The sequence below is a fragment of the Kitasatospora sp. NPDC048407 genome (assembly GCF_043200475.1).
GTDB lineage: Bacteria > Actinomycetota > Actinomycetes > Streptomycetales > Streptomycetaceae > Kitasatospora.
The window spans coordinates 61,613-77,556 of sequence record NZ_JBICXW010000006.1; the positions used below are offsets into that span (position 1 = coordinate 61,613).

Genomic DNA, 15,944 nt, shown 5'->3' on the forward strand with positions numbered 1-15,944 from the left:
GCGCATGAAAGACTCCCCGCAGCAGAGCCCCCCAGCTGTGAGGACTTTACGACCGTGAGCGGATTCGTCACCAAGCCCGAGCCGGTCCAGGTGCCCGGCCTGGTCCACCTGCACACCGGCAAGGTGCGCGACCTGTACCGGGACGGGAACGGCAACCTGGTGATGGTGGCCAGCGACCGCACCTCCGCCTACGACTGGGTGCTGCCCAACGAGATCCCCGACAAGGGCCGGATCCTCACCCAGCTGTCGCTGTGGTGGTTCGAGCGGATCGCCGACCTGGTGCCCAACCACGTGATCTCCACCGAGCTGCCCGAGGGCGCCCCCGCCGACTGGGCCGGCCGCACCCTGATCTGCCGCAGCCTGGAGATGGCGCCGGTGGAGTGCGTGGCCCGCGGCTACCTGGCGGGCTCCGGCCTGCAGGAGTACCGGGTGTCCCGCACGGTGTGCGGCATCGCGCTGCCCGAGGGCCTGGACAACGGCTCGGAGCTGCCCGCCCCGATCTACACCCCGGCGCTGAAGGCCGAGGTCGGCGAGCACGACGAGAACGTCTCCTACGAGGAGACCGCCCACCGGATCGGCGCCGACCTGGCCGCCACCCTGCGGCAGACCACTCTCGCCGTGTACTCGCGGGCCCGGGAGATCGCCCGTGACCGGGGCCTGATCCTCGCCGACACCAAGTTCGAGTTCGGCCTGCTGGACGGCGAACTGGTCATCGGCGACGAGGTGCTGACCCCGGACTCGTCCCGCTACTGGCCGGCCGACGAGTGGCAGCCGGGCCGCGACCAGCCGTCCTTCGACAAGCAGATCATCCGCGACTGGCTGACCTCGCCCGCCTCCGGCTGGGACCGCAAGAGCGACAACCCGCCGCCGGCGCTGCCCGCCGAGATCGTCGAGCACACCCGGCAGCGCTACATCGACGCGTACGAGAAGCTCACCGGTCTCGACTGGAAGTAGATCCCCGGGGCTGGCTGTGACGCGCCGTCACAGCCAGCCGTGCTCGCGGGCGATCCGCACCGCCGCGTGCCGGTTCTCCGCGCCCAGCTTGCCCGCCGCCGAGGACAGGTAGTTGCGCACCGTGCCCTGCGACAGCGAGGCCCGGTCGGCGATCTCGGCTATCGAGGAGCCGTCGGCGGCCAGTTCCAGCACGTCCGTCTCGCGCGGCGTCAGCGGGGAGTCGCCCGCGCTGATCGCCTCCGCGGCCAGGTCCGGGTCCACGTAGCGGCCGCCCGCCCGGACGGTGCGGATGATGCCCGCCAGGTCGGAGGCGGAGACGGTCTTCGGCAGGAAGCCGCGCACCCCGACCTCCAGGGCCCGCTTCAGGTAGCCGGGGCGGCCGTGCCCGGTCACGATCATCACCCGGCAGTCCGGCAGTCGGTGCCGCAGTTCCGCGGCCACCTCCAGGCCGTCCAGGCCCGGCATCTGCAGGTCCAGCACCGCCACGTCCGGGCGGTGCGCGGCGGCCATCGCCAGCGCCTCCGGGCCGGACGCCGCCTCGGCGACCACCGCCAGGTCGTCCTCCAGCGCGAGCAGTGCGGCCAGCGCTCCCCGGATCAGATGTTCGTCGTCGGCGAGCAGTACTCGCACCCGGTCGCTCACGCCACGGACTCCCTTGCCTTCATCGGTAGTTCGGCGGTCACCCGGAACCGTCCGGGGCCGGGTCCGGCCGCCGTCAGGGTGCCGCCGTGGGCGGCCAGGCGTTCGCGCAGACCGCGCAGGCCGCTGCCCGCGCCGTCGGTGCGGGACGGCGGGGCGGCGGGCACCCCGTCGTTCTCCACCTCCAGCACCGCGAGGCCGCCCGAGACCCGCAGCCGGAACGAGCAGTTGGCGGCCTCGGAGTGCCGCAGCACGTTGGTCGCGGCCTCCCGCACCACCCAGCCGAGCACCGACTGCGCCTCGGAAGGCAGCGCGTCCGTGCCCGCCAGTTCGGTCCGGCAGTCGACATTCGCGGCGCGCAGCACCGAGGCCGCGCCGATCAGTTCGGTGTGCAGTTCGACGGTGCGGTAGCCGCGCACCACCTCGCGGACCTCGCGCTGCGAGTCCTGCGCGATCCGCTGCACCTCGGTCATCTGGTCCACCGCCTCCGGGCGCCCGCGGCGGGCCAGCTGCACCGCCAGTTCGCTCTTCAGCGCGATGGTGGCGAGGTTGCGGCCCAGCACGTCGTGCAGGTCACGGGAGAACCGCAGCCGCTCCTCGGCGACCGCGAGCCGGGCCTGGGCCTCCCGGGCCCCGTCCAGTTCCCACACCACCTTCGCCGTCCAGGACGAGCAGCGGGCGGTGGCGCCGGCCATCGCGGCGCCGAGCAGGCAGCCCACCAGCAGGCCGACCACCGCGGCCGGGTGGGCGCCGGCCAGCAGCAGCGGCGCCGCGAGCAGCGTCAGCGAGACGGCCGCGGTCAGCAGCGCCTCGCGCACCGACAGGGCGAGCACGCAGGCGCCGAGCCAGAACGTCACCGTCATCGGCGCGATCGCGTTCGGCACCATCGCCTCGTCGCCGGTCATCGATGCGGTGGGCAGCATCATCGCCAGTGACATTCCGACCGCCACCGCCCCCGTCAGCGCCACCCAGCAGTACGGGTGCGGGCGGCGGCCCAGGTAGGCATTCAGCCCGGTGCGGAACAGCACCAGGTTCAGCGCCGCCGCCAGCAGCACGCCCGGCACCGCCAGCAGGAGCTGGCCGGTCGGCACCTCCCGCCGGGCGCTCACCGACCCGACCACGAGGAGCGCGGCCAGCACCTGCATCACCGACACCAGGTACAGCGACCAGCGCACGTACAACTCGGTGCGCTGCGGTTTCGACAGGGACCGCCACCGCCCGATCGGCCTCGGCCTGTTCACCGCTGGGTACCCCGCTTCCTGACGACTCCCCAGCATCCTGCCAGCCCGCCCGCGGCCGCTCAGCGGCGCGGTTCCCAGCGGAACCAGCGCCGGGCCGCCCAGGCGGCCGCAGCCGTCCACACCACGGCCAGCAGCAGCGGCAGCGCGCCCTGCGACCACGTGCCCGCGAAGCCCTCCGCCGGGCCGGAGCCGTCGGTGCCGAACCAGCCGATCCGCAGCAGCTCCAGCGCCGGGGTGGTCGGCAGCAGCCGGCAGATGTTCGCCATCGAGTCCGGCATCGACTCCAGCGGGACCATCAGGCCGGAGCCGAGCTGCGCCACCAGCAGCAGCGGCAGGGTGGTGATGCCGGCGGTCTCCACGGTCTTGGTGAAGGCGCTGGACAGCGCGGCCAGCGCGGTCAGCAGGGCCGCCGACAGGGCCAGTCCGGCCAGCATCAGCACCGGGTTCACCGGGGCGGGCAGGTCGAGCAGCAGTGCGCCGCCGACGCCCAGCAGCAGGCACTGGGTGAGCGCCAGCGCGATCGACGGGGCGGCGGTGCCGAGCAGGATCTCGGCGTCGGTGCCCTCGCCGGTGCGCAGCCGCTTCAGCACCAGTTCGCTGCGCCGGGCGGTGTAGGCGGAGGTCAGGTTGCAGTAGATGACGATCATCAGCACGATCCCCATCGATCCGGCCACCAGGTTGCCGTTCACGTCCAGGCCGGGGGAGTGCTCGGAGAGGCGGTCGAGCATCCCGCGGAGCGTGGTGACCAGGATCAGCGGCAGCGCCAGGGCCATGAACATCGCGGTGCGGTTGCGGCGCAGCAGGGTGGCCTCGGCGCGGCCGAGGGCGAGCAGGCGTCCGGCGGGGGTGGTCGCGGCGGTCATGCGGCACGTCCGATCTGCGGCGGGGCGGTGGCCGCGTCGGACGCGGCGATGGCGAGGAAGGCCTCTTCCAGCGAGGCGCTGCGGGCGTCCAGCCGGTCCAGTACGACCTGGTGGTGGGCGGCCCAGCCGAGCAGCTCGGTCAGGGTGCCCTGGAGGTCGGTGGTGCGCAGGGTGATCCGGCGGCCGTCGATCCGCAGGTCGGCGCCGGGCAGGGACGGCAGGGCGAGTGCGGCGTGCGGGCCGGTGCGTTCGGGCAGTTCGAAGCCGATCCGGGCGGGGTGGTCGGCCAGCACCTCGGCGACGGTGCCGCCGGCCACCACCCGGCCGCCGTGCATGATCGCCAGCCGGTCGGCGAGTTCCTCGGCCTCTTCCAGGTAGTGCGTGGTGAGCAGGACGGTGGTGCCGGCCTCGCGCAGTTCGCGGATCAGCCGCCAGACCGAGGCGCGGGCCTCCGGGTCGAGGCCGGTGGAGGGCTCGTCCAGGAACAGCACCTCGGGCCTGCCGAGCAGGGCCATCGCCAGGTCGAGGCGGCGGCGTTCGCCGCCGGACAGCTGCTTGACCCGCACCGAGCGCCGGGGCAGCAGGCCGACCAGGTCGAGTGCCTCGTCCACGGTGCGGGCGTCGCTGGTCATTCCGGCCCAGCAGGTGCCGGTCTCGGCGACGGTCAGTTCGCCGGGGAAGCCGCCCTCCTGCAGCATGATGCCGATCCTCGGCCGGAGCGCGGGCCGCTCCCGGGCCGGGTCCAGGCCGAGCACCCGGACCTCGCCGGCGCTCGGCGCGGCCAGGCCCTCCAGCACCTCCATGGTGGAGGTCTTGCCGGCGCCGTTGGTCCCGAGCAGCGCGAAGAGTTCGCCGCGGGCGACGCTGAGGTCCAGGCCGCGGACGGCCTCGAACCCGGCGGCACCGGACGGTCCGTAGCGGCGGTGCAGGCCGCGGGCCTCGACGGCGGGGCGGGGACGGCTGGTGTCGGTCATGGCACCAGCCTTCCGCCGGGCCGGGCCGTCCAGTAGTGCGGGCCGTCACCGGGTGCCGGTGGAGTTCCACGGGTCGGCGATGACAAATGTCATCGGGTGCGGCTGTCGTCGGGCGTCCTGCCGTCGGGGTGCCGGTCGGGGCTGGAAACGCCGAAGGCCCCCTCGGTCGAGGGGGCCTTCGGAACTGGAGCGGACGACGAGATTCGAACTCGCGACCCTCACCTTGGCAAGGTGATGCTCTACCAACTGAGCCACGTCCGCATGATATTGAATTGTTACAGCCTGTAACGCTAGCTGCGAGCGGACGACGAGATTCGAACTCGCGACCCTCACCTTGGCAAGGTGATGCTCTACCAACTGAGCCACGTCCGCACGGTGCCTGGGCACCGGCCGCCCCGCTCGGGTTTCCCCGGTTGCGGCGACGAGAAGAACTCTACAACATCAATCGACCTGCTTGCCCCACCTTTCCCCGGCGGGGCGGCCGGGGAAGGGGCCGGCGGCCCGCAACGGGCCGCCGGCGAGGGTCAGTTGTTCTCGGAGAACGCCTCGTACACGTGCTTCGGGATGCGGCCGCGGGCGGGCAGCTCCATGCCGTTCGACTGCGCCCAGGCGCGGACCGCGGCCGGGTCGGGGGTGAGCGCGGTACGACGGAAGGACTTTCCGCTGCGGCTCTGCCGGCGTCCTGCGGCGACGAACGGGGCGAGAGCCTCCCGAAGCTTTTCCGCGTTGTCGGCGGACAGGTCGATCTCGTACGACTTCCCGTCCACGCCGAAGTGGACGGTTTCCGCGGCGGCGCCGCCGTCCAGGTCGTCGGAGAGCGTGACGACTACACGCTGAGCCATGGGTGTCAATCCTCTCGGGCAATTCGGCCGGCGGAGGTCTCGGATGCCCCGCCGGTCCGTTGGGCCGGGATCACGGCATCCGTCGGCGGGCAGGGGGAGCCCACGCCGAGATGCGGCGCGTTCGGCTGCCGGTCGCCCTATTCTGCACCCGGAACGGGTGGAAATCGAAGAGTTCGGGATTCCTTTTTTCTGGATATTCACGGGGTTCCCTCGGATGCCGATACAGCCTCGTTACAGACGGGATTAAACCGACGAAATCGGGTGCCGCCGGGGATCCGGGTGCCCGGGGGAGAGGCTTGGAGGCCTTGGCTCGTAAGGGGCATGGGTCTACGCGCGTTGCCGCAGGTAGGCCGCAAGAAGGCCTTCCGGCCCAGGTAGGCTGAAGGTCCCCCGCCTTCACGCAATCACCACCGGGAGTGCCAGTGGCACGCGTCGTAGTCGACGTCATGCTCAAGCCGGAGATCCTCGACCCGCAGGGACAGGCGGTGCAGCGTGCACTGCCGCGTCTCGGATTCGCCGGGATCGCCGACGTTCGCCAGGGCAAGCGTTTCGAACTGGAGCTGGAAGGGCCGGTCGATGACGCCGCGCTCGCCCGCATCCGTGAAGCTGCCGAGACCTTCCTCGCCAACACCGTGATCGAGGACTTCACCGTCCGCGTCGAGGAGACCGCGACAATGGTCCCCTCCTCCTCCGTCGGAGGAGACGCCAAGTGACCACCCGCGTTGGCGTTGTCACTTTCCCCGGCTCCCTCGACGACCGCGACGCCCAGCGCGCGGTCCGCCTGGCCGGCGCCGAGCCGGTCGCCCTCTGGCACCGCGACAAGGATCTCCACCAGGTCGACGCCGTCGTCCTGCCGGGCGGATTCTCTTACGGCGACTATCTGCGCTGCGGTGCCATCTCCCGCTTCTCCCCGGTGATGGACACCATCATCGAGCAGGCGAAGCTCGGAATGCCGGTCCTCGGTATCTGCAACGGCTTCCAGGTGCTGTGCGAATCGCACCTGCTGCCCGGCGCGCTCACCCGGAACGACTCGCTGCACTTCATCTGCCGCGACCAGAAGCTCCGCATCGAGAACGCCGACACCGCCTGGACCCGGGATTACTCGGCCGGCCAGGAAATCGTCGTTCCGCTGAAGAACGGCGAAGGCCGGTTCGTCGCCGACGAGCACGTCCTGGACGAACTCGAGGCGGAGGGCCGCATCGTGGCCCGGTACCTGGATGTGAACCCGAACGGTTCGTACCGCGACATCGCCGGCATCACCAACGCCGCCGGCAATGTCGTCGGCCTGATGCCGCACCCGGAGCACGCCGTGGAGCCGCTCACCGGTCCGACCACCGAGGGCCTGGGCTTCTTCACTTCCGTCCTGAAGCAGCTGGTGAACGCCTGATGAGCCTCACACCTCCCAACTCGTCCAGCTCCCTCCGGTCGCTGGACACCGTCAAGAACGCCGAGCAGACCCCGGACGCGGGCCAGCCCTGGGCGGAACTCGGCCTCAAGGAGGACGAGTACGCCCGGATCCGCGAGATCCTGGGCCGCCGTCCGACCGGCGCCGAGCTGGCCATGTACTCGGTGATGTGGTCGGAGCACTGCTCGTACAAGAGCTCCAAGATCCACCTCAAGCAGTTCGGCGAGAAGGCCCCGGAGAACGACGCGATGCTCGTCGGCATCGGCGAGAACGCCGGTGTGGTCGACGTCGGCCAGGGCTACGCGGTCACCTTCAAGGTCGAGTCGCACAACCACCCGTCGTACATCGAGCCCTACCAGGGCGCGGCCACCGGCATCGGCGGCATCGTGCGCGACATCCTGGCGATGGGCGCCCGCCCGGTCGCCGTGATGGACCCGCTGCGCTTCGGTGCGGCCGACCACCCGGACACCCGGCGCGTGCTGCCCGGGATCGTCGCGGGCATCGGCGGCTACGGCAACTGCCTGGGCCTGCCGAACATCGGCGGCGAGGTCGTCTTCGACTCCTGCTACCAGGGCAACCCGCTGGTCAACGCGCTCTGCGTCGGCGTGATGAAGCACGAGGACATCCACCTCGCGAAGGCCTCCGGCCCCGGCAACAAGGTCATCCTGTACGGAGCCCGCACCGGCGGCGACGGCATCGGCGGCGTCTCGGTGCTCGCCTCGGAGACCTTCGACGCGACCGGCCCGGCCAAGCGCCCCGCCGTCCAGGTCGGCGACCCGTTCCAGGAGAAGCTCCTCATCGAGTGCACCCTGGAGATCTTCAAGGAAGACCTCGTCGCGGGCATCCAGGACCTCGGCGGCGCCGGCCTGTCCTGCGCCACCTCGGAGCTGGCCTCGGCCGGCACCGGCGGCATGCGGATCGAGCTGGACACCGTGCCGCTGCGCGACCACACGCTCTCGCCGGAGGAAATCCTCATGAGCGAGTCGCAGGAGCGCATGTGCGCCATCGTCGAGCCCGGCAAGGTCGACCGCTTCCTGGAGATCTGCGAGAAGTGGGACGTCATCGCCACCGTCATCGGTGAGGTGACCGACGGCGAGCGCCTGGAGATCTTCTGGCACGGCGAACTGGTGGTCGACGTGCCGCCGCGCACCGTCGCCCACGAGGGTCCGACCTACCAGCGCCCGTACGCCCGCCCGTCCTGGCAGGACGCCCTGCAGGCCGACGCCCCGACCGCCGAGCGGCTCGCCCGCCCGGCGAACGGCGCCGAGCTGAAGGACGCGCTGCTGAAGGTCGCGGGTTCGCCGAACCAGGCCTCCAAGGCGTGGATCACCAACCAGTACGACCGTTACGTGCTGGGCAACACGGTGCTCGCCAGCCCCGAGGACTCCGGCATGATCCGGATCGACGAGGAGACCAACCTCGGCGTCTCGGTCGCCACCGACGGCAACGGCCGCTACACCAAGCTGGACCCGTACACCGGCGCCCAGCTGGCCCTGGCCGAGGCGTACCGCAACGTCGCGGCCGGTGGCGCCAAGCCGCTCGCGATCTCCGACTGCCTCAACTTCGGCTCCCCCGAGGACCCGGACGTGATGTGGCAGTTCGCCGAGGCCACCCGCGGCCTGGCCGACGCCTGCCTGGTGCTCGGCACCCCGGTCACCGGCGGCAACGTCTCGCTGTACAACCAGACCGGCGACGTCGCCATCCACCCGACCCCCGTGGTCGCGGTGCTCGGCGTCATCGACGACGTCACCCGGCGCACCCCCGTCGGCTTCGCCGAAGAGGGCCAGCTGCTCTACCTGCTCGGCGACACCGCCGACGAGCTGGGCGGCTCCGCCTGGTCGCAGGTCGTGCACAACCACCTCGGCGGCCTGCCGCCCAAGGTGGACCTGGAGCGCGAGCGCCTGCTGGGCGACATCCTGATCGCCGCCTCCCGCGACGGCATGATCGACGCCGCCCACGACCTCTCCGACGGCGGCCTCGCGCAGGCCCTGGTGGAGAGCTGCCTCAAGGGCGGCAACGGCGCCCGGGTGGTCGTGCCCGAGGGCATCGACCCGTTCGTGTTCCTGTTCTCCGAGTCCGCCGGACGCGCCGTGGTGGCCGTCCCGCGCAGCGAGGAGCTCCGGTTCAACGACATGTGCGGCGCCCGCGGCCTGCCCGCCGCCCGCATCGGCGTGGTCGACGGCGACGCCCTGGAGGTCCAGGGTCAGTTCACCGTCACGCTGGCCGAGCTGCGCGACGCCCACACCGGCGTCATCGAGGCGCTGCTCGCCTGACGCGGCGTTGTTCCGACGGGCGGTCGGTTCGGAGTTCTCCGGACCGGCCGCCCGCCTTTTGTACGCTGCGGGCATGCCCACTGCGAAGCCCCGAACCTACGACCCGGTGAAGGTGCGCGCCGCGCTCACCGGGCAGCTCGACGCGATCGCCGCCGCCGTCCGCGCGCTGGACGACGAGCAGCTCGCCCTGCCGACCCGGCTGGACGGCTGGCGGGTGCGTGAACTCGTCGCCCACCTCGGCATGGTGGCCAGCTGGGTGCCGCTGCACCTGCACGACCCGCTGCCGCCGCAGGCCCCGATCACGCCGTTGTACTGGGCCTCGAAGACCCGCACGGCGGCCGCCGCGATCAACTCGACGGCGGTGGAGCTGGTGGCCGAGCAGTTCGCCGGGGACGCCGCCCAGGTGTCCGGCGAACTCGACCGGCAGTTCCGCGAGTTGTGGAAGACCCTGGACAGCGACGAGGGCCGCGACCCCGGCCGGGTGATCCTGATGCGCTTCGGCCCGATGCTGCTGGCCGACTTCCTGGTCACCCGCCTGGTGGAGACGGTGGTGCACGCGGACGACCTGGCGGACGCGCTGGGCATCGACGCCTTCCCGCACGACCGCTTCGCGCTGGCCTCCGCCACCCGGCTGCTCGCCGACGCCTTCGCCGCCCAAGTGCCGGGCGGCGCCGTCGAATTGCGGATCCCCCCGCACGCCGTGGTGCAGGCCGTCGAGGGCCCCCGGCACACCCGCGGCACCCCGCCGAACGTCGTCGAGACCGACCCGCTCAGCTGGATCCGCCTCGCCACCGGCCGCCTCGCCTGGCCCGACGCCCTGGACGCCACCCTCACCGCGAGCGGCGAGCGCAGCGACCTGTCCGGCTACCTGCCGGTGCTGGGCTGAGGCTGCGGGGCGGGCGTCAGTAGCCGTAGCGGAAGTGCTGGACGATCGACTCCCAGCCGGCGTGGCGCAGCAGGTCGGGCTCGATCTGCCGCAGCTTGTCGGAGAGCCGGGCGATCACCTCGTCGGGATGCGGTGCGGTGCCGTCCGGCTCCTCGTCGACCGGATATCCGTCCTCGTCGAGTTCCTCGGGCGGGAACGCTTCGGCGAAGCCGGCGATGTGGGCCCGGCACCAGTCGACGGTGTCCGGGTCCATCAGGTCGCCGAGCAGGCTCAGCTCGTCGGCGCCGAAGGCGATCTGGCAGCGGAGCAGGGAGTGCAGGTCGCGGTGGGCGGGCCGGCCGTCGACGGTGGCCGGCTGGTGGGGGATCAGGGCGTACACCTCGCCGGTGGCGCCGTCGAGGGCGAACGTCGCGCCCCAGTACCCGAGGGCGACCAGGCCGGCCCCGCCGTCCGGCAGGTCGGGCCAGAGCGCGGCCGGATCGCTGACGTACTCCGCCAGCGGGGTCGGTACCTGCCCGAAGAAGAGGAACGCGCCGGGGCCGTCGGGCAGCCCGATGTCGGTGAGCAAGGCGCGTGCGGCGGGGTCGGTGACGACGGCGGGCAGCTCCGCCGCCGGGTAGCGGCGGAGCCCGTCGGCGCCGTAGACCTGCTCCAACTCGGCGCGGGTGACGGGCCGGACGGGTGGGGTGGGCATCAGGGCACCGACGGGCCCTTGAGGTAGGTGCCGTTGCTGTCGTAGGGCCAGGCGTTGGCGGTGCAGCCGTTCAGGCCGTAGATCTGTTGCATCATCGCGGGGGCGGGCTTGCCGGGGCCGGGGCAGCCCTCGTGGCCGTGGCCTATGCGGTGGCCGACCTCGTGGTTGACGATCAGGGCGCGGTAGTCGTCCAGGGTGCCGTTGAACTGGGGTGAACCGGTCAGCCAGCGCTTGGAGTTGACCACCACCTGCTTGCCGACGTCGCAGTTCACCTCGCCCTTGGTGTCCAGGCCGCCGGCGCCGCAGATCTTGTCGGTGGTGTCGGGCGAGGCGATCATGACGGTGAAGTCGTAGGTGCCGGAGGAGACCAGCTTGAAGCTGTCGCGCTTGTTGGAGATCCAGCTGCGCTTGTCGCCCAGTACCTTGTGGATCGCGTCGGCGGCGGCCTTCGGGTCGATGTTGATGCCGTCCTCGACCTGGACCTGGTAGCGGCGTACGGTGCCGCCGGTGCCGACCGCGCCGCTGCTGGCGGTGGCGGTGGTGAAGTTGCCGCTGCCGTGCTGGACGACCTGCGAGTCGTTCTTGGACGGGTCGTTCTTGGACGGCTCGCTCTGCGGCGGCGCGCTGCTCTCCGCGGGCTTCGAGGGCTCGGGGGAGTCGCTGACCGGGGGGACGGGCCGGGCCTGGGTGGTGGATCCGGCGTCCTGCGGCTGGCCGTCGGTCGGGCCGAGCAGGGTGAATCCGGCCGCGCCGAGTACGACCAGCGCCGCGGTGCCGCCCAGCGCCAGGGCCGTCCGGCGGCGGCGCGAGCGGGCGCGGCGCCGGGCGGACCTGCTGGGTGACCTGCGGGCTGCGGGCATCTGGTTTCCCTCGGGACGACGACAGTTGCGGGTGTGCGGTGCGGTTCGGTGACCCGTTTCGCACGGTTGTGTTGCATCGTGAACATACGCGGCCTGGCTGCGGTTGGTTCCGCCGGGCCGGGTCTCAGCCGTGGATCCGGCCCTGGAGCTGCTCCAGCACCTTGGTCAGCGGTTCCCCGGTCAGGGCCGGGTCGGCCGGGTCCGCGTCGCCCTGGGAGAGCAGCAGTACCAGGTCGCCGTCGCCCTTGACCGGCACCCGGGCGATGGCGGCGATCCCGCTGCCGGGCAGCAGTTTCGGCCGGTCGCCGGGCTCGGGCCGGCCGGTGACCACTTCGCCGAGCTGGTCGACGGTCAGCTGCCCGGTCCGCTGGAGGGTCGGCAGCATCACGCTCACGCCGACGTCGTCGATCGGTACGGCCTCCAGGTCGAGCCGGACGGTGGCGCTGCCGGCCGTCCAGGTGCAGGTCACCCAGGCGTGCGGGGGCATGCCGGGCGCGGAGGCGGTGGTCGGCGACGGGCTGGTGCCGGACGGCCACGGGTAGGGCGGGGTGCCGTCGCCGAGCTCGCCCTCGACCGCCTTGGTGTCCTTGGCGCCCGGGGCGACGGGGCGGTCGATCCCGGCGTTCTTGAGCGCGGCGGCCAGCTCGTCCAGGCCGAACGGGCAGGTGGTGGACGGCTGTTGGCGGAGCTGCTCGGCGGTGGAGCGCACCTTGGCGTACGACAGGCCGCTGCCGGAGCTGTCGTCCGAGCAGGCGGCCGCGCCGAGGGCGAGGCCGACGGCGGCGGGCAGCGCGAGCAGTCGGCGGGCGGCCGGGCCGGGTATGCGGTCAGCAGTCACCGGCCCAGGCTACGTCCTTGGCGCGAAGGGTAGTTGAGACCGCGTCAGTCGCGCGCGGTCAGTGCCTCGGCGAGTTCGCGGATGCCGGCCTCGCGCTCGGCGGCGGTGTCGCCGTAGTCGTAGCTGTGGGTGAACGCCGCCTGCGGGAAGGTTTCGGCCATCCACACCGAGCAGTAGTGGCCGGGCATGAAGCAGGCCTGCAGTTCGGTGTAGACCTCGACGACCTGCTCGGACTGGACGCCGAGGGCCCGGGCGCGGTGCCAGAGCGCCTCCTCGGCGTGCAGGGCGAGCGAGCCGCCGGCTGTGATGATCTGCGGCTCGCCCTTGGCGTCCAGGTACTTGAAGGAGGCGTAGCTCGGCACGCCGCGGGTGTGCCGGACGTCCTCCAGGACCCGGGGCCACCACAGTTCGTCGTCCTCGAAGGCGCGCAGGTCGGTGGCGCGCAGCCGGCTCTCCACGGTGGTGAACTCGGCGAAGACCTGGTCGGGCTGTTCGGCGGCGGCCAACGCGGCCAGGCTGCGGTCGAGTTCGGCGAGCGAGGAGAGGAACGCCTCCAGGCTGGTGTTGACCAGCACGGACGGCTCCTCGAAGTCGACGAACACCGACCAGACGCGGCCCTGCGGGTCGAGGCAGAGTTCGGAGCCGCCGTCGGTGCCGAGCCGGGCCCACTGCTCCTCGCCGTCGCGCGGGCCGGGCCGGTCCTGGCCGGCGGTGAGGTCGCCGAGGGCGAGCGCGTCCTCGGCGGAGGTGCGGAAGTAGGGGCCGACCTGGACCGGCAGGCCGGTGGCGGCCAGCAGTTCGGCCGCCGCGGCGGGGATGGTCACGCGGGCGAACTCGGCAGCGTCCGGGCGGCGGAGGCCGGCGGGGCCGAAGCGGTCGAGCAGGCGCTGGGCGAGTTCTGCGGTCATGGCAGCAGTGTATGCGCGGGGCGTTCGGTCGGCGCCGGACCGGCCGCAGGCGGCGGATCGGTGCGATGATACGGCGAGCGCCCCGATCGAGGGCGGCAACTGCGGTGGGCGGGACGGGGGTTGACGTGAACGACATCGCGCACCACTACGACAACGTGGAAAAGGCCGCGGCCGAGTTCGACCAACTGCACGCGAAGCTGAGCGCCAAGAAGCACAAGGTCAACTACGGCCATGCGAAGGCGAGTTCGACCGGCCGTGGGGACAAGCTGGGCGAGGTGGTGGCCAAGGCCGCCTCCACCGCCCTGCAGAGCATCGAGAAGGCCCTGGACGCCCTGGCGGACCACGCCGACAAGGCCTCCAAGGGCCTGCTGACGATGAACAAGAACCACCGCGAGAACGAGGAACGCCTCGGCCAGGAGTTCAAGCGGATCACCGCCAAGCACGACACCACCCCGGTCTACCTGCTCAGCGCCGACGGCCAGCTCCACCGGCTGCACAGCGACGGGAGCGCCCCGAAGCCGATCGCCGGTCACGAGCCGGGCATCCGGGACCTGCTCGATCCCAACCCGCACGGGCCGGGCAACCTGACCACCGTCGGCCCGCCCAACGACCGCAAGAACTACCCGTTCAACCCCAAGCGGCGCCCCAAGACGGGCCGCCCGCTGGTTCCGTCGACCCAGATCGACACCGGCAGCTCCGAACTGGCCCGCGCCACCCAGCGCGCCCGGCGGGCGACCAACCAGTACGGCGGCGGCGTCCTCGAGAACCCGAGCGCCAACTACGCGGCCTTCCACTACGACAACGGCACCGGGAACCCGGTCATCGTGGTGGCCCAGAGCATCCCCCGCAGCTCCCACTCCGAGATCGTGCTCGGCCTGCCATTCCTGCGCAAAGGCCTGCAGGACAACGTCGACGCCGTCTACACCGAGCGCCAGCCATGCCCGAAGGGCAGCACCTGCGGGGCCTGGCTCAAGCAGTACTTCCCGAACACCACCGACGTCACCCACAGCTTCGACTACAACGGCGACGCATCCTCCGACGGCAACAAGCAGCACAACCGCTATCTGATAAACCTGAAGCGCAGACACCAGCAGATCTACGGCTGAGCCGCGCCGGTCCGCACCGGGCCGGGCGGGGCCGTGGCGGACGGCGGGAGGACCCCGGGTGGCAGTGACACGCGCGGAGATGGAGCGGGAGTTCGGGCCGGACGGCCTTGTCCGGCCCCCCGCGGAGCGGATCGCCGAGTCGGTGACCGACCCGGGCGCCCGGGACTTCCTGACCACCGTCGGCCTGCCGGCCGGCCGCACCGCGGTGTTCGAGGCGGAGGAGCACCTGGCCACCGGGCCCGTGCCGCTGCGCGAGCACTTCGGCGACTGGAGCGAGGCCGAGGACGAGTACCTGGAGCTGTTCGGCCCCGGTGTCGGCTCCTGGCTGATCCTCGGTGAACTCGCCACCGGCACACTGGCGTTGAACGGCGCCACCGGCGGCGTCCACGCCATCCCGCTGGACATCGCCGAGGACGGCCTGGACCGCCCGTACCACGCCGACCTGTCCTCGCTGGCGGCCTTCCTGCTGGCCTTCCAGCGCGAACTGCCGCACTACGACGAGGGCAGCGGGGCGGAGGAGCTGCGCGACTCGGTCGAGCGGCTCACCGCCGAACTGACCGCCCTGGAGCCGCGCGCCATGGCCGAACCGGAGGGCGTCTGGCGGCTGCTGCTCGACGAGATCCGGTACGGCTCCTGACGGTCCGTCGGGGTCAGCGTCCGCGCGGGGCGTTGCCGGACGGGGCCGCACCGCGGTTGGCGGCGGCGCCGGAGACCACGTTCTGGCCGAACTGCTCGGCGGAGCCCAGCGGGTCGGCGGCGTAGCCCTTCACCTGGTCGACGGACTGCTGCACGCCGTCCTTGAAGCCGTCCTCGCCGGCCCGCGCCGTGCGGCCCAGGTCGATCCCGTGCTGGGCGCCGACCGCGTTCATCGTCAGCTGCACCACCAGGTCCTGCGCCATGCCGCCGAGCGCCGCGAACACCGGGCCCTCGACCAGCGACATCAGCTGCGACAGCAGCTGCTGCTCGGCCTCCTTGAGGAGGCGTTTGACGATGATCCGGGTGGCCTGGGTGGCGCCCACCGCGCCCGCCTCGGACAGCCCGAAGGTGAACGGCGCGGCCGCCTGCGCGGCGATCAACTCGGTGGCCATGATGATGAGTTGGGCGATCGCGGCGACTTTCGCGCCGGTGATCACCAGCGCGGCGCCGTCCAGCCCGGTGGCGAACAGGTCCAGCGCCTTGCTGACCTGCGGCAGGTGGGTGCCGACCACCTTGTCGAACTTCGCCTGGAACGCCTCCGCGGCCGGCCCCTGGTTCATCCCCATCAGGTTGCCGACGACGCTCGACAGGACGTCCCGGTCCTCGGTGAGCGAGGAGGCGAGCTCGCGGAGCTCGTCCGCCATCTCGCGGTACTCGTCCTCGTCCACGTTGGGCCAGTTCACGCCGATCAGGTCGAGCACCCAGGCGAGTTCACCCGGCAGTACGACGCCCATGCGCTCTCCTTCCCCCGTCTTCCGGAACGAC

Annotated in this window: 17 protein-coding genes and 2 tRNA genes; 7 read left to right on the top strand and 12 right to left on the bottom strand. The window is 72.0% G+C overall.

All coding sequences use genetic code 11. The features are described from left to right. Nucleotides 1–54: 54 nt before the first annotated feature. Complete coding sequence (locus tag ACGFWJ_RS13935) at nucleotides 55–954, top strand: phosphoribosylaminoimidazolesuccinocarboxamide synthase (protein ID WP_392948828.1); 900 nt, start codon at nucleotides 55–57, stop codon at nucleotides 952–954. Between the two features lie 27 nt (nucleotides 955–981). On the opposite strand, the gene ACGFWJ_RS13940 is transcribed toward ACGFWJ_RS13935, so the two are convergent. The 7 genes from ACGFWJ_RS13940 to ACGFWJ_RS13970 all read right to left on the bottom strand — a co-directional run bounded on the left by ACGFWJ_RS13940 (nucleotide 982) and on the right by ACGFWJ_RS13970 (nucleotide 5,513). Further along, nucleotides 982–1,596, bottom strand: coding sequence for a response regulator (locus ACGFWJ_RS13940; RefSeq protein WP_392948831.1), 615 nt, complete (start codon nucleotides 1,594–1,596; stop codon nucleotides 982–984). Beyond that, nucleotides 1,593–2,768 carry a sensor histidine kinase gene (locus tag ACGFWJ_RS13945; protein WP_392948834.1) on the bottom strand — a complete coding sequence of 392 codons (1,176 nt, stop codon included), beginning with the start codon at nucleotides 2,766–2,768 and terminating at the stop codon, nucleotides 1,593–1,595. Before ACGFWJ_RS13945 ends, ACGFWJ_RS13940 begins: the two co-directional genes overlap by 4 nt. Nucleotides 2,769–2,893: 125 nt before the next feature. Then, nucleotides 2,894–3,697, bottom strand: a complete 804-nt coding sequence (locus ACGFWJ_RS13950; protein WP_392948837.1) for an ABC transporter permease — start codon at nucleotides 3,695–3,697, stop codon at nucleotides 2,894–2,896. Beyond that, nucleotides 3,694–4,671 (bottom strand): ABC transporter ATP-binding protein, encoded by a 978-nt coding sequence (locus ACGFWJ_RS13955; protein ID WP_387639688.1) that lies wholly within the window; start codon nucleotides 4,669–4,671, stop codon nucleotides 3,694–3,696. Before ACGFWJ_RS13955 ends, ACGFWJ_RS13950 begins: the two co-directional genes overlap by 4 nt. Before the next feature lie 185 nt (nucleotides 4,672–4,856). Continuing rightward, a tRNA-Gly gene (locus ACGFWJ_RS13960) sits at nucleotides 4,857–4,932 on the bottom strand. 38 nt (nucleotides 4,933–4,970) lie between these two features. Further along, nucleotides 4,971–5,043 (bottom strand) — tRNA-Gly (locus ACGFWJ_RS13965). A 152-nt stretch (nucleotides 5,044–5,195) separates the two neighbouring features. Next, nucleotides 5,196–5,513, bottom strand: a complete 318-nt coding sequence (locus tag ACGFWJ_RS13970) for an Lsr2 family protein (protein ID WP_073807183.1) — start codon at nucleotides 5,511–5,513, stop codon at nucleotides 5,196–5,198. A gap of 416 nt (nucleotides 5,514–5,929) precedes the next feature. On the opposite strand from ACGFWJ_RS13970, the gene purS reads away from it, so the two are divergent. The 4 genes from purS to ACGFWJ_RS13990 all read left to right on the top strand — a co-directional run bounded on the left by purS (nucleotide 5,930) and on the right by ACGFWJ_RS13990 (nucleotide 10,077). Further along, nucleotides 5,930–6,226: a phosphoribosylformylglycinamidine synthase subunit PurS gene (gene purS / locus ACGFWJ_RS13975; RefSeq protein ID WP_392948841.1), complete on the top strand. Its 297-nt coding sequence runs from the start codon at nucleotides 5,930–5,932 to the stop codon at nucleotides 6,224–6,226. Then, nucleotides 6,223–6,900, top strand: a complete 678-nt coding sequence (gene purQ / locus ACGFWJ_RS13980; protein WP_387639683.1) for a phosphoribosylformylglycinamidine synthase subunit PurQ — start codon at nucleotides 6,223–6,225, stop codon at nucleotides 6,898–6,900. Before purS ends, purQ begins: the two co-directional genes overlap by 4 nt. Next, nucleotides 6,900–9,191: a phosphoribosylformylglycinamidine synthase subunit PurL gene (purL, locus tag ACGFWJ_RS13985; protein WP_392948844.1), complete on the top strand. Its 2,292-nt coding sequence runs from the start codon at nucleotides 6,900–6,902 to the stop codon at nucleotides 9,189–9,191. The genes purQ and purL overlap by 1 nt, the downstream gene beginning before the upstream one ends. Before the next feature lie 73 nt (nucleotides 9,192–9,264). Beyond that, nucleotides 9,265–10,077, top strand: coding sequence for a sterol carrier family protein (locus tag ACGFWJ_RS13990; protein ID WP_392948846.1), 813 nt, complete (start codon nucleotides 9,265–9,267; stop codon nucleotides 10,075–10,077). 16 nt (nucleotides 10,078–10,093) lie between these two features. Here the strand turns inward: ACGFWJ_RS13990 and ACGFWJ_RS13995 are convergent, their stop codons facing one another. The 4 genes from ACGFWJ_RS13995 to ACGFWJ_RS14010 form a co-directional block, all read right to left on the bottom strand. Beyond that, nucleotides 10,094–10,771, bottom strand: coding sequence for an SUKH-4 family immunity protein (locus ACGFWJ_RS13995; protein WP_392948849.1), 678 nt, complete (start codon nucleotides 10,769–10,771; stop codon nucleotides 10,094–10,096). Next, nucleotides 10,771–11,631 carry a DUF3152 domain-containing protein gene (locus ACGFWJ_RS14000; protein WP_392948851.1) on the bottom strand — a complete coding sequence of 287 codons (861 nt, stop codon included), beginning with the start codon at nucleotides 11,629–11,631 and terminating at the stop codon, nucleotides 10,771–10,773. The genes ACGFWJ_RS13995 and ACGFWJ_RS14000 overlap by 1 nt, the downstream gene beginning before the upstream one ends. Nucleotides 11,632–11,755: 124 nt before the next feature. Beyond that, a complete protein-coding gene (locus ACGFWJ_RS14005; protein ID WP_392948854.1) occupies nucleotides 11,756–12,469 on the bottom strand; it encodes a hypothetical protein in 714 nt (237 codons plus the stop codon). Nucleotides 12,470–12,513: 44 nt separating this feature from the next. Continuing rightward, nucleotides 12,514–13,377, bottom strand: coding sequence for a nucleic acid/nucleotide deaminase domain-containing protein (locus ACGFWJ_RS14010; protein ID WP_392948857.1), 864 nt, complete (start codon nucleotides 13,375–13,377; stop codon nucleotides 12,514–12,516). Between the two features lie 125 nt (nucleotides 13,378–13,502). On the opposite strand from ACGFWJ_RS14010, the gene ACGFWJ_RS14015 reads away from it, so the two are divergent. Next, complete coding sequence (locus ACGFWJ_RS14015; RefSeq protein ID WP_392948859.1) at nucleotides 13,503–14,483, top strand: nucleic acid/nucleotide deaminase domain-containing protein; 981 nt, start codon at nucleotides 13,503–13,505, stop codon at nucleotides 14,481–14,483. Nucleotides 14,484–14,541: 58 nt separating this feature from the next. Beyond that, nucleotides 14,542–15,120, top strand: coding sequence for an SUKH-4 family immunity protein (locus ACGFWJ_RS14020; protein ID WP_387639661.1), 579 nt, complete (start codon nucleotides 14,542–14,544; stop codon nucleotides 15,118–15,120). Between the two features lie 13 nt (nucleotides 15,121–15,133). Here ACGFWJ_RS14020 and ACGFWJ_RS14025 read toward each other — a convergent pair whose 3' ends face one another. Continuing rightward, nucleotides 15,134–15,913 carry a WXG100 family type VII secretion target gene (locus tag ACGFWJ_RS14025; RefSeq protein ID WP_387639659.1) on the bottom strand — a complete coding sequence of 260 codons (780 nt, stop codon included), beginning with the start codon at nucleotides 15,911–15,913 and terminating at the stop codon, nucleotides 15,134–15,136. Nucleotides 15,914–15,944: the final 31 nt, after the last annotated feature.